This window comes from Staphylococcus schweitzeri, from assembly GCF_002902405.1.
GTDB classification, from domain to species: Bacteria; Bacillota; Bacilli; order Staphylococcales; family Staphylococcaceae; genus Staphylococcus; species Staphylococcus schweitzeri.
Genome location: NZ_PPQS01000003.1, coordinates 31139 through 49217 on the forward strand (window position 1 = coordinate 31139; position 18079 = coordinate 49217).

At 33.4% G+C, this 18079-nt stretch carries 14 protein-coding genes; 10 read left to right on the plus strand and 4 right to left on the minus strand.

Going from position 1 to position 18079, the window contains the following annotated elements; genetic code table 11:
* The 5 genes from CD116_RS00835 (at position 1) to CD116_RS00855 (ending at position 5837) form a co-directional block, all read left to right on the plus strand.
* Positions 1-1377, plus strand: coding sequence for a YqiA/YcfP family alpha/beta fold hydrolase (locus CD116_RS00835; RefSeq protein WP_047548360.1), 1377 nt, complete (start codon positions 1-3; stop codon positions 1375-1377).
* Positions 1377-1703 carry a hypothetical protein gene (locus tag CD116_RS00840; protein WP_047548468.1) on the plus strand — a complete coding sequence of 109 codons (327 nt, stop codon included), beginning with the start codon at positions 1377-1379 and terminating at the stop codon, positions 1701-1703. Before CD116_RS00835 ends, CD116_RS00840 begins: the two co-directional genes overlap by 1 nt.
* Positions 1704-1706: 3 nt before the next feature.
* Positions 1707-2018, plus strand: a complete 312-nt coding sequence (locus tag CD116_RS00845) for a hypothetical protein (protein ID WP_047448589.1) — start codon at positions 1707-1709, stop codon at positions 2016-2018.
* 252 nt (positions 2019-2270) lie between these two features.
* On the plus strand, positions 2271-4508 hold the full coding sequence (aryK, locus tag CD116_RS00850) for a transcriptional regulator AryK (RefSeq protein ID WP_047548363.1): 2238 nt from the start codon (positions 2271-2273) through the stop codon (positions 4506-4508).
* 150 nt (positions 4509-4658) lie between these two features.
* A complete protein-coding gene (locus CD116_RS00855; RefSeq protein ID WP_047548366.1) occupies positions 4659-5837 on the plus strand; it encodes a M20 family metallopeptidase in 1179 nt (392 codons plus the stop codon).
* 338 nt (positions 5838-6175) lie between these two features.
* On the opposite strand, the gene CD116_RS00870 is transcribed toward CD116_RS00855, so the two are convergent.
* Positions 6176-6934, minus strand: a complete 759-nt coding sequence (locus CD116_RS00870; RefSeq protein ID WP_047548369.1) for a sulfite exporter TauE/SafE family protein — start codon at positions 6932-6934, stop codon at positions 6176-6178.
* Positions 6931-7191 (minus strand): persulfide-sensing transcriptional repressor CstR, encoded by a 261-nt coding sequence (cstR, locus tag CD116_RS00875; protein WP_047424377.1) that lies wholly within the window; start codon positions 7189-7191, stop codon positions 6931-6933. Before cstR ends, CD116_RS00870 begins: the two co-directional genes overlap by 4 nt.
* A 135-nt stretch (positions 7192-7326) precedes the next feature.
* Between cstR and CD116_RS00880 the strand changes: the two genes are divergently transcribed.
* The 3 genes from CD116_RS00880 to CD116_RS00890 are packed head-to-tail and all read left to right on the plus strand — an operon-like array spanning position 7327 to position 10958.
* Positions 7327-8385 carry a DsrE/DsrF/DrsH-like family protein gene (locus CD116_RS00880; protein WP_047530399.1) on the plus strand — a complete coding sequence of 353 codons (1059 nt, stop codon included), beginning with the start codon at positions 7327-7329 and terminating at the stop codon, positions 8383-8385.
* A 29-nt stretch (positions 8386-8414) separates the two neighbouring features.
* Positions 8415-9749, plus strand: coding sequence for a persulfide dioxygenase-sulfurtransferase CstB (gene cstB, locus CD116_RS00885; RefSeq protein ID WP_047530402.1), 1335 nt, complete (start codon positions 8415-8417; stop codon positions 9747-9749).
* A 15-nt stretch (positions 9750-9764) separates the two neighbouring features.
* Entirely contained in the window at positions 9765-10958 is a 1194-nt protein-coding gene (locus CD116_RS00890; protein WP_047548373.1) for an NAD(P)/FAD-dependent oxidoreductase, read from the plus strand.
* 390 nt (positions 10959-11348) lie between these two features.
* On the opposite strand, the gene CD116_RS00895 is transcribed toward CD116_RS00890, so the two are convergent.
* Entirely contained in the window at positions 11349-13010 is a 1662-nt protein-coding gene (locus CD116_RS00895) for a Na/Pi cotransporter family protein (protein WP_078101662.1), read from the minus strand.
* A gap of 324 nt (positions 13011-13334) precedes the next feature.
* Positions 13335-15110 (minus strand): oleate hydratase, encoded by a 1776-nt coding sequence (locus CD116_RS00900; RefSeq protein ID WP_047548376.1) that lies wholly within the window; start codon positions 15108-15110, stop codon positions 13335-13337.
* A 360-nt stretch (positions 15111-15470) separates the two neighbouring features.
* On the opposite strand from CD116_RS00900, the gene CD116_RS00905 reads away from it, so the two are divergent.
* Entirely contained in the window at positions 15471-15944 is a 474-nt protein-coding gene (locus tag CD116_RS00905) for a DUF1648 domain-containing protein (RefSeq protein ID WP_047548379.1), read from the plus strand.
* Between the two features lie 261 nt (positions 15945-16205).
* Entirely contained in the window at positions 16206-17798 is a 1593-nt protein-coding gene (locus CD116_RS00910; protein WP_047530420.1) for an L-lactate permease, read from the plus strand.
* Positions 17799-18079 lie beyond the last annotated feature (281 nt).

Consider the following 18079-nt stretch of genomic DNA (forward strand, 5'->3'; position numbering starts at 1 on the left):
GTGACTAAAAATGAGTATAAAATCGATCCTGGAAAAATAACTAGTAATACAGAAGCAACTAGCGCAATAGCTAATATTAGTTATGAAATTGAAAATGCAAATGATAATGGTTTAGAAAAAGAAAAAATTAATGGGCAGATTAATAGTTTGAAAAATGATGGGGATTTCCCTAAAAACTTAGACTATATAGATAGTTATACAGACCCCAGTACGGGGACCACGGCAACGGCATTTTTAAATAAAGATACAGGTAAAGTTACTGTTGGAATGGCTGGTACAAACTTTCACGGCGATCAACTTAAAAGAGTAGCACTTAGTTCGATGTCTCCGTTATTATTCCCACCCTCTAATCAAGATGTGAAAGATGTACTAGGCACTATGAAGGATGGTGTAGCGGATCTAGCCATTGGAGTAGGAATGGTCAATTATAAAGGAAAACATTTTGCAAATACACAACAGTTTATTGAGAATTTACAAAAAAAGTACGAAATAGATACCGTTACTGGTCATTCTTTAGGAGGGAGAGATGCTATCTTTCTTGGGCTTCGTTTTAACATAAAAAATGTTGTGGCATACAATCCTGCTCCGTTAGAAGTAAAAAGCCTGCGTAATAAACTTGGTGGTCAATTGTTTAGAAATACGACATTTCCAGATGAAAAATATTTAAAAGAGTTAATGGATAATTATGATGGAGATATTACTAAGGTTATAACTCAAAAGGATGGATTAGACTATTTAGTGAAGCATACAGATCATTTAACTTATGGTGATGTGTTACGTATAAACAATGGTCAGGGCCATGCGATGGAGAATTTTTTAGGAGAAAAAGAACAACGTGAAATAATCGAAGAACTAATGTTAGTAAAAGGATATCGCGATGCAAATGACAAAGCATTTAAGGCTTTGAAAAAAAATACTGAGAAAAAACTCGGTAAAATAGATGAAATCAAATCGAAGTTACTGCAAACGAACGGTGGTGCCCTCTCGTCTTCTCAACAAAAATTGCTTGAAACTTTGGTGGCATTTTCGGTAGCTGAAGGACTAAGTAAAATGGTTGACCAAGAACTTCAGCAGTTAAAAAATATGTTTAACCTGATGGATGAGAAATTTGAAGCAAATTGGAAAGATGCACAAGAAGCTAGTGATATTGTGGGTAAACATCTTTCATATTCAGAAAAGGTAAGTGCATTAGATGACGGTGGGGTTAATGAAAGTAAACTTGCTAGTGAACCACATAATGAAATAAAAGACAAACTAAATAAAATTACGGACTTATCCAAGAAATACAATTCGTATTTAAAGAAAATAGAAAAAAGTATTAATGAAATAGTTGCTAAGGATCAACAGTTGGCAGGGCAAATAGGTGATTTAATATGATATTTGAAGACTACAAAAAAATGGATGACCTCGAAAATGCATATGAAATAGAGTTGAAACGCATTGATAGGGAAATGCAAAATCTTAATGAATTAAAATATCACCTTAGAAGAGAAAATGAGCAAAGTTACGATGCATTTTTGTATTTAAAGAATAAAATGAACTATAGTGAAGAGTCCAATGCTAAGGTGAGACGACTAGTTGAAGAATTTGATTATGAAGCAAATAGTTATATTAGACAAAAAGAGTTAAAGTTAGAAGATTATAAAGAAGAAATAAGAAGAGAATATATACAGCAATCTGAAAAAATAAGGGAGGCGAAGTAGCTTATGGGAATCCCTGATCCGTTATCTATTCGTATGTCTAATCCTTTACTAGGAGATAGTTGGATGGTAGGTGATTTGAAAAAAAGACAGGAAAAAAGACTAATCACAACAGTCATCGCACCTGAACATGATGAAAAGCATCGTGAAAATAAAAGTAAAATGAAAAAATCTGAAAAGCAATTGATCAATCAGTTGATTAATCATGGTCATACATTTCGGAATGACTTTAAAAATGTGGCTAAGGGTGATTGGGTTAATAAAGCTATGCAAGACTTAGATAAATTAGGCAATGAGCTTAAAAAAATGATGAATTAGTTGAATTGTCATATACTTTTTCAAACCAACAACGAACTAAACAATCTATATAAAGATGATTAAAAGAAGTCATAACCATTCGTAAAGGATGGTTATTTTTAATAGCAAACAAAATTAACGATAGTCTATATCTTGAACCGAGTGAGGATAAATAACCTCATTGCCTCCCACACGATTCAACACGAATTTCAAATATGTTCCCGCAAAATAATGTAAAATAAACGTATTCATATTACTGAATTGAGGGATAGTATGCAACGTGATTATTTAATTCGAGTAGAAACTGAGAGTATGTCAGATTTCAAAAGGCTCAATGGTTTAATGATTGGTTTTGTTATTAAAGGTGAGGCACATATTTATGATGAAAATAATATGACGCAATGCAACAGTGGCGACATTTTCATCATTAACCACCGCGACTTGTATCGATTTCAACTTCAACAAGATGGCATCATATGTTATATCCAATTCCAAATGAAATATTTAGCAGACAAGTTTGATGATGTGCATTGTCTATATTTTCACTTAACAGATGCGACCACAACAAAAAATATACATCAACTGAGAAATATAATGGCAAGACTGGTTTTAACACATATTCGACATAATGAGTTGTCTAAATTGACTGAGCAACAACTTGTGATTCAGTTGCTTATGCATATGATTCATTATGTTCCGCGTACATATCATTCGAACCAAAGTATCTTAAATGATGATAAAGTGAATCAAGTATGCGACTATATCGAGTTACATTTTCATGAAGACTTAAGCCTTTCGGAATTAAGCGAATATGTTGGGTGGTCAGAGAGCCATCTGTCTAAAAAGTTTGCAGAATCGCTAGGTGTAGGATTCCAGCATTTCTTAAATACGACGCGAATTGAGCATGCGAAACTCGATTTGACATACACAGATGAAACGATTACTGATATTGCATTGCAAAATGGCTTTTCAAGTGCAGCGAGCTTTGCGAGAACATTTAAACACTTTACGCATCAAACACCTAAACAATATCGAGGTGATCGTCCAGCAATCACTGAAAACCAGCAATCGGCACAACATGATTATCACGACCGTGAATTGATATTGCTTTTAAATGACTACATTGAAGAAATGAATCATTTCATTGAAGATATTGAAAAGGTGAACTATAAAGAGATTACCTTTCAACCAACTAATCAACAACTAAATCAATTTAATCATATTATTCAAGTGGGCTATTTGAGGAATTTACTCAATACACAGTATCAATCACAGTTGCTTACATGTCATCATGATTTTCATGTCAATGAAGTAATAGTATATGATGTGATGCCATATATCATGAAAAAGCTAAATGCGCCATTCACGTATGATGCAGAAATTTCGAATATATTTTATGATATCGATTTGTGTTTAGACTTTTTATTAGATTATAACTTTAGTTTGACAATGCATTTGGATCAGTATGACTCAAGTGATTATATCGATGCATTCAAAGTATTTATCCATCACGTTGCCCTGCATGTCAGTCATAGAAAAGATTTGAAGTTCAACTTGTATGTGACGACATTGCACACTTCTTTGATTGAAATGATTGATTATTTTAAAGCATTATTTCCTAATGGTGGCTTGTACATTCACTTAGATCAAGCTACGGAAAGACGTCTACCATTGTTGAAACGACTTGAGCCACACATCGACCATTTTGTATTTGATGCCAATTCAAATGATGCTGTTGATTTTAATAAAATGAATGATGATGAATTTAAAACCGCAAGTCAAATGATTATTAATAAAACGAATTACCTTATCGACTTAGTACATCGTCATAACCTAAAGCGGCCACTCATTTTACTCAATTGGAATACATTGACGGGTGATACATTTATTACAAACGGCGAATATTTTAGAGGTGGTATCATCATTGAGCAATTATTAAAGTTAAGCTCAAAGGTAGAAGGTATAGGATATTGGTTGAATTATGATTTGCACGTCAGTCATTGTAGAAATGAACGGGATTATATGAATTCTATTGAACTGTTTCATCAATATAATGGAAAACGTCCGGTCTATTTCACGGCATTGCTATTTAATAAATTAACAAGCAATATTTTGTATTCTGATGATACTTGTGTTGTCACGGGAACTGATTCAAATTTTCAAATATTGTTATATGATGCAAAGCATTTTAATCCGTACTTAGCGTTGGACAATCAAATGAATATGCGTGCGACGGAAATGATTCATTTGAACATTAATGCCCTGGAAGAAGGTATGTATAAGATTAAACATTTTACCTTAGATAAAGAAAATGGTGCATTATTTAATCTTTGGCGAAAACATCATACGATACATGGTATGGACAAGGACTCTATAGATTACGTTAATCGAATGAGTTTTCCAAAATTAGAAGTGTACGATATAGATGTGACGGACACGCTGGCATTAAATATTAAAATGATTACAAATGGGATTCACTTAATTGAAGTAAAACGTTACCCAAGTTCATAAAATGATCACAAATCACAAATTATGTTCTACATAATTTGTGATTTTTCACATTCAAAGTTAAAAGTGCAAAAAATTAATGGTTAACATCTCTGTTGTTGGCAATATAAATAATGATAAATCATTTATGATGTAACTAAGGAGATGAAGGATATGAATCAACAATTAATTGAAGCTTTAAAATCAAAAGAAGACAAAATGATTGAGATCAGACGCTATTTACATCAGCATCCAGAATTATCTTTTCATGAGGATGAAACGGCGAAATACATCACTGAATTTTACAAAGGTAAAGATGTGGAAGTAGAAACGAATGTCGGACCACGTGGGATTAAAGTAACGATTGATTCAGGGAAACCTGGTAAAACATTAGCAATCCGTGCAGACTTTGATGCATTACCAATTACTGAAGATACAGGATTAACTTTTGCATCACAAAATAAAGGTGTTATGCATGCTTGTGGTCACGATGCACATACAGCTTACATGCTTGTATTAGCAGAGACGCTTGCTGAAATGAAAGATATTTTTACAGGAAAAGTCGTTGTGATACATCAACCAGCTGAAGAAGTACCACCAGGTGGTGCTAAAGCAATGATTGAGAATGGTGTATTAGACGGTGTTGATCATGTATTAGGTGTGCACGTCATGAGCACGATGGAAACAGGTAATGTGTATTACAGACCGGGTTATGTTCAAACAGGACGCGCATTTTTCAAATTGAAAGTTCAAGGTAAAGGTGGCCATGGTTCATCACCACATATGGCAAATGATGCCATTGTTGCAGGTAGCTACTTCGTCACAGCGTTACAAACAGTTGTATCTAGACGACTAAGTCCATTTGAAACCGGTGTTGTCACAATCGGTTCATTTGACGGTAAAGGTCAATTCAATGTCATTAAAGATGTTGTTGAAATTGAAGGTGATGTACGTGGATTAACAGATGCTACAAAAGCAACAATTGAAAAAGAAATTAAACGTTTATCAAAAGGATTAGAAGCATTGTATGGTGTAACTTGCACATTAGAATATCACGATGATTATCCTGCATTATATAATGACCCAGAGTTTACTGAGTACGTGGCTAAGACGTTAAAAGAATCAGACCTTGAATTTGGTGTCGAAATGTGTGAACCACAACCACCTTCAGAAGACTTTGCATACTATGCTAAGGAACGACCAAGTGCCTTTATTTATACAGGTGCAGCGGTGGAAAATGGTGAAATTTACCCACATCATCATCCTAAGTTTAACATTTCAGAAAAATCATTACTTATTTCGGCAGAAGCTGTAGGGACAGTTGTTTTAGATTACCTTAAAGGGGATAACTAACATGAATGAAACTGCGCTAATAACAAAGTTTTTTAGTCAACATTGCCGGGGCGGGACCTCAACACAGAGAATTTCGAAAAGAAATTTTACAGGCAATGCAAGTTGGCGGGGCCCCAACATAGAAGCTGGCGAAAAGTCAGCTTACAATAATGTGCAAGTTGGCGGGGCCCCAACATAGAAGCTGACGAAAAGTCAGTTTACAATAATGTGCAAGTTGGGGTGGGACGACGAAATAAATTTTGCGAAAATATCATTTCCGTCCCACTCCTGTGGTGTTTATCGTGCTAATTATGAATTTTTTTAAATATACTAGGTGAATCAAAAGTACGTTTTAAAGTTTAAAAAAGAAGTTGTATAATTGCTAGAATGATTAAGGTACTGACAATCCATTTTTGTATAACATCAGGAATTTTGTTACCTACTTTCAAGCCAAGTGGTGCGAAAATTGCACCACTTATAATTAAAAAAATAGCACTTTCTATAGGAATGTAGCCTTGGAATAATTTAATAGTAAAAGTTCCTATTGAAGACATAAAAGCTATCACAATACTATTCACGACAACTGTGTCCATTGGTAATTTAAACAACACAAGTAACACAGGTATAATTATGAATGCACCACCAGCCCCAACAATGCCAGAAAGTATCCCAATGACAATACCTACAATAACTATTAGAGTTGAGTTGAATTTGTCATGCTCTGAAGTTGGTTTAATATTAATAGACATGAATACTAAAGATAATAACGCTATAAATATATATACAAAGTTTATAAATGCACTATTGAAGAAGTTAGCTAAAATCGCACCCAAGATACTTCCGAAAATCATACCACTACCCATATTTAGAACAAGTTTTTTAGAAAATCCATCTTTTTTATAAGCTTTTAATGAACCACTCATCGTACTGAAAAATACTTGACTTGATGTTAACCCTGAAGCCAAGTATGGGGTATATTCATGAGTGCCAAACAGTGAAGGGAGTAATAATATAGCTGGATATATTATTATTGCGCCCCCTATACCAACTAAGCCAGAAATAAATCCTCCTACCATACCTATTGTCAACATTACAAAAATAGTTGTTACATCTATCATTTGCTTTTCACTAGAAGATTTACGGCTTCATTTATTAAAGTTTGGGAATCTTCATTATTTGCTTCAGCCTGTTTAACACATTCAACCAAATTTTCACTAATGATAATCCCCATTAAGCGTTGAATAGAGCTTTTAGAAGCACTTAGTTGACCAATCACATCTTTACAATTTTTTTCCTCCTCCATCATTTTTATAACGCCATTTAATTGTCCTTGTACTCTTTTAATTCGATTAACCATTTGTTTGTTATAAGCCATATGTCCAGCCTCCGTTTTATTTATTTTAATTTTATATTAAAGAATGAACCTACCTTTGTCAAATACGTGTGGGGGTATTTGACAAAGGAGTTTAATCGTTATAATATACCCCTATAGGTATTTTGGGAGGTATTTATGACACATTATAAAACAAAGCATATTAGTGAATTTTCTAAAGAACAACTTGAAAAATTAGCTGCTAATGAACAGTTAATTGATGTAAGGCATTTAGAAGAATATGAATTAGGTCATATTAACAATGCAATTTTACATCCAGTAGAGAATATAACTACATTTAATCACCAAAAAAATAAAACATATTATGTATATTGCAAGAGTGGTAATAGAAGCGTTCAAGCAAGTGAATATTTGACGCAACATGGATATGAAGTTGTTAATTTAGATGGAGGTTATACAGCTTTTCGAGAACTTAATATAGATTCGACTCAATCATTAGACACTGGTGTAAAAGATAATCGAAAGATATTTAACTATAGTCAGCTACAATGTCCAGGTCCAATCGTGAATATCAGTAAAGAAATTAAACGCATTAATGTGGGTGAACAAATAGAAGTAACTGTCACTGATTTTGGGTTTCTTAGTGATATCAAAAGCTGGGCAAAGCAAACAGGACACACGCTTGTAAAATTAGATGAATACAATGATTATATTCAAGCTATTATTCAAAAAGAAAACCCTAAAGATAAACAAGTTAATCGCTCGATGAATGGTACAACTATCGTTTTGTTTAGTGGTGAACTTGATAAAGCGATGGCTGCGTTAATTATTGCGAACGGAGCCAGAGCGGCTGGTAAAGATGTAACCATTTTCTTTACATTTTGGGGTTTAAACGCTTTGAAAAATGCAAAAACTGCCAAAGTTAAAAAGAAAGGTATAGCTAAATTGTTTAATCTTATATTACCTAGTACACCAACACGCATGCCAATATCGAAAATGAACATGTTTGGATTAGGTAGCTTAATGATGAAGCGTGTTATGAAGCAAAAAAATGTTGATTCATTATCTTCACTTATTGAACAAGCTGTTGATCAAAATATTAAATTAATAGCCTGTACCATGAGTATGGATGTTATGGGAATTACAAAAGAAGATTTAATTGATTCAGTTGAATACGGTGGTGTCGGCACCTATATAGGAGATACTGAACAATCCAATCATAATTTATTCATTTAGAAAATATTAATATTTAAAGGAGGATTTCCATGTTTTTCAAACAATTTTATGATAATCATTTATCTCAGGCATCTTATTTAATTGGGTGTCAACGAACAGGTGAAGCTATAATTATTGATCCTGTGAGAGATTTAACTAAATATATAAAGATAGCAGATGCAGAAGGACTTACTATTACACATGCTGCAGAAACGCATATTCATGCAGATTATGCATCAGGTATTAGAGATGTAGCTAAAAAATTAAACGCTAATATTTATGTATCTGGAGAAGGAGAAGTAACGTTAGGTTATAAAAATATGCCTGAATCAACATATTTTGTTAGACATAATGATGATATAAGTATTGGCAATATTAAATTGAAAGTGTTGCATACACCTGGACATACTCCGGAAAGTGTTAGTTACTTGCTTACAGATGAAGGCGGAGGTTCAAATGTACCAATGGGCCTTTTTAGTGGTGATTTTATATTTGTAGGTGATATAGGTAGACCTGATCTATTAGAAAAAGCAGTTCAAATTCATGGATCAACAGAAGTAGGTGCAAAAGAAATGTTCCAATCTATAAAAAGCATTGAGAAATTGCCAGACTTTATTCAAATTTGGCCTGGACATGGTGCAGGAAGTCCTTGTGGTAAATCTTTGGGTGCTGTTCCAACTTCTACATTAGGCTATGAAAGGGAAAATAATTGGGCCTTTAATGAAACAGATGAATTAGCATTTGTAAAAAAACTAACTTCTAATCAACCTGCACCGCCACATCATTTTGCACAAATGAAAAAGATCAATCAATTTGGTATGGAATTATATCAACCTTATCAAGTGTATCCAACTGCGAATACACAAAAACTCACTTTTGACCTTCGCAGTAAAGAAGCCTACCATGGTGGACATATAAGAGGAACAATTAATGTTCCTTATAATAAAAGTTTCATCAATCAAATAGGTTGGTATTTAGATTATAATGAAGAAATTAATTTAATAGGGGACAAAACTACAGTTGAACAAGCGACTCATACACTGCAATTAATCGGATTTGATAGTGTCTCTGGATATTTATTACCGAAATCAGAAGTTCAAACACAATCAATTCACAGTAAGGATATCACTGGTCATGAGTTGTATGTTTTAGATGTGCGTAATGATAGCGAATGGAATAATGGTCATTTAGATCAAGCTGTGCACATACCGCATGGTAAATTATTAGAAACCAATATACCTTTTAAAGAGGAGAATCCGATTTATGTTCATTGTCAATCTGGTGTAAGAAGTTCAATAGCGATAGGTATATTAGAAAGTAAAGGTTATTCAAATATTATTAATGTTAGTGAAGGACACAATGGTTTTCCATCAAGTCTAAAATAAAGGGAAGTGTTAAGGATGACTCAACACTATAAAATTGTAATTGTAGGCGGAGGTACTGCTGGTATCACAGTGGCAGCACAACTTTTAAGGAAAAATAATAAATTAAAAGGCGATATAGCAATCATTGATCCAGCTGATTATCATTATTATCAACCTCTATGGACATTAGTAGGTGCGGGTGTATCGAAGCTTGACTCTACACGAAAAAAAATGAAAGATGTCATTCCACGATACGCATCGTGGCTCCAACAACCTGTACAACAGTTCTTTCCGGAGAGTAATCATATACAATTAGCTAATAAAGAAAAGCTTAAGTATGATTATTTAGTTATTTGTCCAGGATTACAAATTAACTGGTCTGATGTTAAAGGGTTAAAAGAAAATATAGGTAAAAACGGTGTTTGCTCTAATTACTCCCCGAAATACGTGAATGAAACATGGAAACAAATTGCTAACTTCAAAGGTGGAAATGCTATTTTTACTAATCCGGACACACCGATTAAATGTGGTGGCGCACCAATGAAAATAATGTACTTAGCTGAAGATTATTTTAGAAAGAATCATGTCCGTACTAAGACGAATGTTATATTTGAAACAGCAAAACCGGCTATATTTGATGTTGATAAATATAGAAAACCATTGGAACAAATTATTGAAGAAAGAAATATTAAAGTTGATTATCAACATCATCTAATTGAAATTGATGGTGAAAATAAACAAGCAACCTTTGAAAATCTACAATCAGGCGAAACAAAAACATTAGATTATACGATGTTACATGTGACGCCTCCAATGGGGCCTTTAAATGTGATTAAAAACAGTTCGTTGTCAGATAGTTTGGGATGGGTAGATGTTAATCATACTACAATGCAACACCAAAAATATGACAATATATTTTCATTAGGAGATGCTTGTAATGCACCTACTTCCAAAACGGGAGCTGCTATTAGAAAGCAAGCACCAGTTGTAGTTAACAATTTATTACAAGCCATGAATGATGACATGTTAACCCATCATTACGATGGTTATACATCGTGTCCTATTGTGACAAGCTATAACACAATGATGTTAGCTGAATTTGATTATAATAAAAAACCAAGAGAATCAATGCCCTTTAATCAAGCTAAAGAACGTAGAAGTATGTATCTATTTAAAAAGGAAATCCTTCCGAGAATGTATTGGTATGGTATGTTGAAAGGGCTTATGTGAAAATAATACAATATCGAATTATGTGTTAATTACGTTAGACTAAGCGATAAGTCTTAGAATGATAGTGTTTAAGATATGTTTAAATTAAACGTTAACTTTAGTTCTAAATCTAATTAAAAGAACTAATTATGGATATGAAGATTAAGGAAATATGTTTCAATGAGAGCTATAATAATTGTATTTTAAATTCATAGGGGTCAGGCTCCGAGAACAGTGTCCGTCATGCTAACCGCATACTAACGAAATACTGTTATATCAGTGCTATACCTATTTGAATATAACAGCATTTGTTTAATGGAAAAGGCCAATCCAATATCTTTGGATTGGCCTTTTATATGCATCTGAATCTCTAACTTTATAAAAATATAACTATAAATAAGACAGTAAAAATTAAATTTCAGTTGTTGCAATTTCTTCATCTGTTGGAACATCATTGTTAAGACCAACAAGTGCTTCAGAAACATTTCGTGAATGATAACCGATACGTTCAAGTACACCAATCATATCGATATATAATAATCCACCTTTTGTTGTACATTCACCACGATTAAGGCGTTTAATATGACCTTTACGTAATTTATGTTCAATATTAAATGATTCTTTACTACGTTCTACAATTTCATCTTTTTTCGTTTTGTCATAAACATCTAACATATCGATGGCTTTATCAAATGATTCAGCAACATGGTTGAATAATTTATCCATACCGCGTTGTGCATCCTCTGTAATTCGAATATCTTCATCATGTTGTCGCTTTAATTGCGCGACATACTCTTCTGTTAGCTCTGCTACTTTTAAAATAGAGCGGTTGACATCGAACATAACTGCTAAACGCTCAACGTCTGCCTTCGTAATGGCTTTTGTAGAAATTCTAACTAAATAATTACGAATACTATCATTGATTGTTTCAACTGCTTGATGCTTTTGTTCAAGCTTCTTAATCAATTTTTTATCGTCTTTTGTAATTTCGCGAATGTCTTCAAACATTGATAGGACAATCTGACCAACATTTTGTAATTCTTTTTGAGTCTCTTGTAATGCAACGCCAGGTGCGTGATAAACAAGATCTTTGTTTAAGTGCTGAGGTTTATAATCATCAGCAATATCTTTACCTGGGACAAGCTTTGTAACTATCCATGCTAACCCTGCTACAAATGGTAATTGAATCAAAGTATTTGTTATGTTGAAGATACCATGTGATACTGCAATCGTCATCGCTGGTTTTAAGTGCCATACATCTTGTAACAAACTAATCAAATGAATCACAACTGGCAAGAAAATGGTAAAGATAATTACTCCGATTAAGTTAAAGATGACGTGTACAAGTGCCGCACGTTTTGCAGCGATTGATCCGGCTAAACTAGCTAAGATAGCTGTAATCGTTGTACCAATGTTATCGCCTAGTAAAACAGGAATTGCTGCGTTTAAGCTAATTAAATCTTGTTGATAAAATTCTTGTAAAATACCAATCGTCGCACTTGAACTTTGAACTAGTGCTGTTAGCCCTGCGCCGACAATGACAGCAAGTATTGGATTTGATGACATATCAAGCATTAATTGCTTAAATCCATCTAATGATGCTAATGGTTTAACGGCATCGCCCATAAATTCTAGACCGAAGAATAGGGAACCGAAACCGAATAGTATGCGGCCAATGTTATTGATTTTAGAGCGTTTAAAGAAAAAGATTAAAAATGCACCTAATGCTAAAATTGGCATTGCATATTCGCCTAAATCTATACCGATAATAAATGCAGTTACCGTTGTTCCGATATTGGCGCCCATTATTACTCCAATGGCTTGTTTCAATGTCATAAATCCAGCTGTTACCAGTCCAATTGTAATAACTGTCGTACCTGAACTACTTTGTATTAAAATAGTAACAACTATACCAGCAATAACACCTAATACTGGATTTGATGTAAATTTGTTTAAAATATCTCGTAGCCTGTCTCCTGCTGATGCTTGAAGTCCGTCTCCCATGATTTTTAAGCCGTATAGGAAAATACCTAAACCACCTAAAAAGGAGAAAATGACTTCTGTAACCGACATTTCCATTATTTCACCTCAAATAAGCTTTATATTTAGATTATCGCTTATAATTGTAAATTTAATGTTAAGATTAGGTAAAATTATTTAACAATATATGTTATTTGTATATGACTTGTAAAATATCGCCACTTATTATGTAAATTTTCAGTGTGAAATGGCAGGTTTGTAATCACTTGTTTAATAAAATGATGCAATAAATCATGCAATCATGTTTTATCAATAAAAAATCATGCGAGTGAGACAACGAAATAAATTTTTTTAAATATCATTTCTGTCCCACTGCATGATTCGAAATCATCATATAGACTTTTTTAATGTGCCTCGTTATAACAATTTGTGTTCTTTTAATAATGTCTCAATATACGTACCTTTTACCTTTTTAAGGAATCCTGCTAATGCGAGTTTTTGCATTTTCGAATCTTTAGTAATCTCGCGCAAATCTTGATGGTCATTCAGTTCGTATACGGCATCCATTAAGACGCGAAGATCAAATGTACTATTGATGACCTCTGGAACACCACGATCTATATTTAGTAATTGATAAACAGCTTCCATGGCAGTACGAACCGAATATTCTGTTGTAAATACAGTATCTCGCTCTGTTTCTGCAAAGTTACCAATAAATGCTAGATTTTGTGATTGATGCGGGACGACTAAAGGTCTGTCGCCGATAGCACGCGTCATGAAATAAGAGGTAATATATGGCATATAAACAGGAATCGTATTAGATGCATGTTTTGCTAAGTCTTCAATTTTGTCAGTTGGTACACCTAAGTGATACAGCCATTCTTGGCATATTTCATTACCACTACATTCTGTAATTGGCTTTTTAATAAAATCACCATTTACATCTGAATATAAGGCATAAATCCAAGTTGATATTTCGTCTTTAGGTTGGTCTTTAAACTGTTGCTGACGATTGATTGTAAAACTGATTTGCCATGTAGAATCATTGATTGTAATAATGCCACCAGTAACCGTTTTGCCTGCAAGTGGATCACGCTTACAAATGCTTTCTATTGTATCGATAATATCTTTATTGTTTGTTGTCGATGTTGCTGAAACAAACCAACTTTTTTGAGGAATATTTTGGCAAAACTTATCAGGATTACCAAATTCAGGACTTTGTCGTGCTAAATTTTTCCATAGTGTCCAACTACCACCTAATTCGTCAGTTGGTGGTGCTGGTGTATTATTATCACCATACGTAGTACTTTCGGTAATACTACCGTTTGTCACGAAGACAAGATCATTTACAGTAAGTTTAATTGATTCTGCTTTACCATTACGGTGAACTAATATTTCTCGGGCAATTTTTTGACTTGTCGTAACATCTACTTTAATATCTTCTACTTTTACATCGTATTCAAATTGAACCCCATGCGATTTTAAATATTCAACCATAGGTAATACTAAAGATTCATATTGATTATATTTAGTGAATTTTAAAGCTGAAAAGTCTGCGAGACCACCAATATGATGAACGAATCGCATTAGATAGCGACGCATTTCCATTGCAGAATGCCACGGTTCAAATGCAAACATCGTTTTCCAGTAAATCCAAAAGTTTGAATTAAAGAAGTCGTCGGAAAATACATCCGTGATTTTGACATCATCTAAATCTTCTTCATTCGTTAAGCATAAATCTAAAATTTCTTTAATTGCTTTTTTGGTCAAAGTGAAGTCTCCATCGGTAACTAAACGTTGACCCTGTTTTTCAATAACGCGACAGCGAGAATAGTTAGGGTCCTCTTTGTTTAGCCAATAGAACTCATCTAATACAGACGCGTTATCGATTTCTAATGAAGGGATAGATCTGAATAAGTCCCACAAACACTCAAAGTGGTTCTCCATTTCACGACCACCGCGGACAACATAGCCTTTTAAAGGAATATTTTCTCCATCAAGACTACCACCTGCTTTAGGTAACTCTTCTAAAATATGAATCTTCGAACCTTCCATTTGACCATCCCTAATTAAGAAACAAGCTGCCGCAAGTGAAGCTAACCCAGACCCGATTAAGTAAGCAGATTTGTTTTCTACATTTTCAGGTTTTTTAGGGCGCGCAAATGCTTCATAATTTCCATAACTGTAATACATATTCACCAAGTCCTTTCGTATTAGAATACACTCAGACTATACCCCTTTGTGAATTGCAAATATTAGTATTTATATTGGTAAATATGACGAAATTAGATCATTTTTATATTTTTGATTTTTAAAATTTTGTCACTCGAATGTTTTTGGTTTTTGAGGTGCGGGACTTGGAATAATTCGAATCATTATTTGGCATGCTACATAGCTAAATATAATCTATGCACATTTAAAAAGCGGATACTCATGACGCAACTAAAGTATCATTTACTAAACCTACATATTGTTTAATCGTTTGGGGTAATGTAATTAAAAAGCAAAACAGGCAGAAAGCTATACATAAAATGTAAAGAAAGAGGCGATAGAATGTCTAAAATTAAGTTTTTCACAGTATTAAGTTTACTTATTTACTTAGCTATGATGTGTTATACAGTAGTGAATTATTCAAAATTACCAACCAAAGTACCTATTCACTATAATTTAGCAGGAGACGCAGATAACTTTGCTGATAAATGGGTACTACTATTAATTAATGGCGCGTTTATAATGATATGGTTTATATTTTTCGTCGCAGGTAGATACTATGAACGATTTGCCAAATGGTCACATTATAATCACACATCACGTGAAATTCGAGCGATTAAATTATTTTTAAGTACGTTAAATTTAGAGATTATGAGCTATATTTCTATCTTCACAGTATTAGAAATTTGGCAAATACAACATCATCATCAATTAAATTTATTATGGTTTAATATGGTATTTATCATTATCATTGGTTTGACACTTGTCATATTTTGTTTACTTCCTACAATTCATAAAATGAGAGATTCTCAATAAAAATTTAAACTGTCATAATGCAGTTTTGAAGCGGATTCCTGAGATTATTATAAATAATATCTAGTATTTATAATTAAAATGATATATTATTTATTATAGTTAAATATTGTGTATATTTTGTGAACTTTTTGTAAAAATTCGATTGCCTGTCACATATAGGAGTGTTACATTTTAAATATGTGATCATCGCAAAATATAAGTTGAAATAGGTTGTAGATTAACTAGGATGATAAATATTTTATATAAAGAGAGGGAGTCATTATGACACTACTTACTGTAAATCCATTCGATAATGTTGGATTATCAGCTTTAGTTGCAGCAGTACCTATTATTTTATTTTTATTATGCTTAACCGTTTTTAAAATGAAAGGCATTTATGCAGCATTGACAACTTTGGTTGTTACATTGATTGTAGCTTTATTTGTATTTGAATTACCAGCACGTGTATCAGCAGGTGCAATTACAGAAGGCGTTGTTGCCGGTATTTTCCCAATAGGATATATCGTTTTAATGGCAGTTTGGTTGTATAAAGTTTCTATTAAAACAGGGCAGTTTTCTATTATTCAAGATAGTATTGCAAGTATTTCAGAGGACCAACGTATCCAACTATTATTAATTGGATTTTGTTTCAACGCATTTTTAGAAGGTGCAGCTGGATTCGGTGTGCCGATCGCAATTTGTGCAGTGCTATTAATTCAACTTGGCTTTGAACCATTAAAAGCTGCGATGTTATGTTTAATTGCTAATGGTGCGGCGGGTGCTTTTGGTGCGATTGGTTTACCAGTTAGTATTATTGATACATTCAACTTAAGTGGAGGCGTTACAACATTAGATGTTGCGAGATACTCAGCATTAACACTTCCAATTTTAAACTTTATTATTCCTTTTGTTTTAGTATTCGTTGTAGACGGCATGAAAGGTATTAAAGAAATTTTACCTGTCATCTTAACAGTGAGTGGTACATATACTGGATTACAATTATTATTAACAATATTCCATGGTCCAGAACTAGCAGACATTATTCCATCACTAGCAACAATGGTAGTGTTAGCATTTGTTTGTCGTAAATTTAAACCAAAAAATATTTTCAGATTGGAAGCGTCTGAACATAAAATTCAAAAACGAACGCCTAAAGAAATTGTCTTTGCTTGGAGTCCGTTCGTCATTTTAACTGCTTTTGTATTAGTATGGAGTGCACCATTCTTCAAAAAATTATTCCAACCTGGAGGTGCACTTGAAAGTTTAGTAATAAAATTGCCAATTCCAAATACTGTGAGTGATTTATCGCCAAAAGGTATTGCGTTGCGTCTCGATTTAATTGGCGCAACTGGGACAGCGATTTTACTAACGGTGATTATTACAATTTTAATTACGAAGTTAAAATGGAAAAGTGCAGGTGCTTTATTGGTCGAAGCATTTAAAGAATTGTGGTTACCAATCCTTACAATTTCGGCTATCTTAGCAATTGCTAAAGTGATGACATATGGTGGTTTAACTGTAGCAATTGGACAAGGTATTGCGAAAGCAGGGGCGATTTTCCCATTATTCTCACCAGTATTAGGGTGGATTGGTGTGTTTATGACTGGTTCAGTTGTAAATAACAATACTTTATTCGCACCTATTCAAGCAACAGTGGCACAACAAATTTCAACAAGTGGTTCATTACTTGTGGCAGCCAACACTGCAGGTGGTGTAGCAGCGAAACTTATTTCACCACAATCAATTGCCATTGCGACTGCAGCTGTTAAAAAAGTTGGTGAAGAGTCCGCATTATTAAAAATGACGTTAAAATACAGTATTATATTTGTTGCCTTTATCTGTGTTTGGACATTTATACTAACGTTAATATTCTAAATATATGTTGTAGTTTTTGACTGAATTTAAATAATAAATGAAGAATCGAGCTAGTGCGAGATACTATATGTATTTCACTAGTTCGGTTTTTTACGTTTGGAAACACTTGTTATGTCTATAGATATCTCTATTTGTTTCTTCGATGGCAGTCAGAAATATGAGGTCAATAAAAAATGCACTAAGCAACAAAAGATGTTGCTAGTGCATTGATATAGTTATCATCTGTAGAAATAAGAATGTTTTAATCAACGTATATAAATTAAAATTGGTTTGGATAAAAT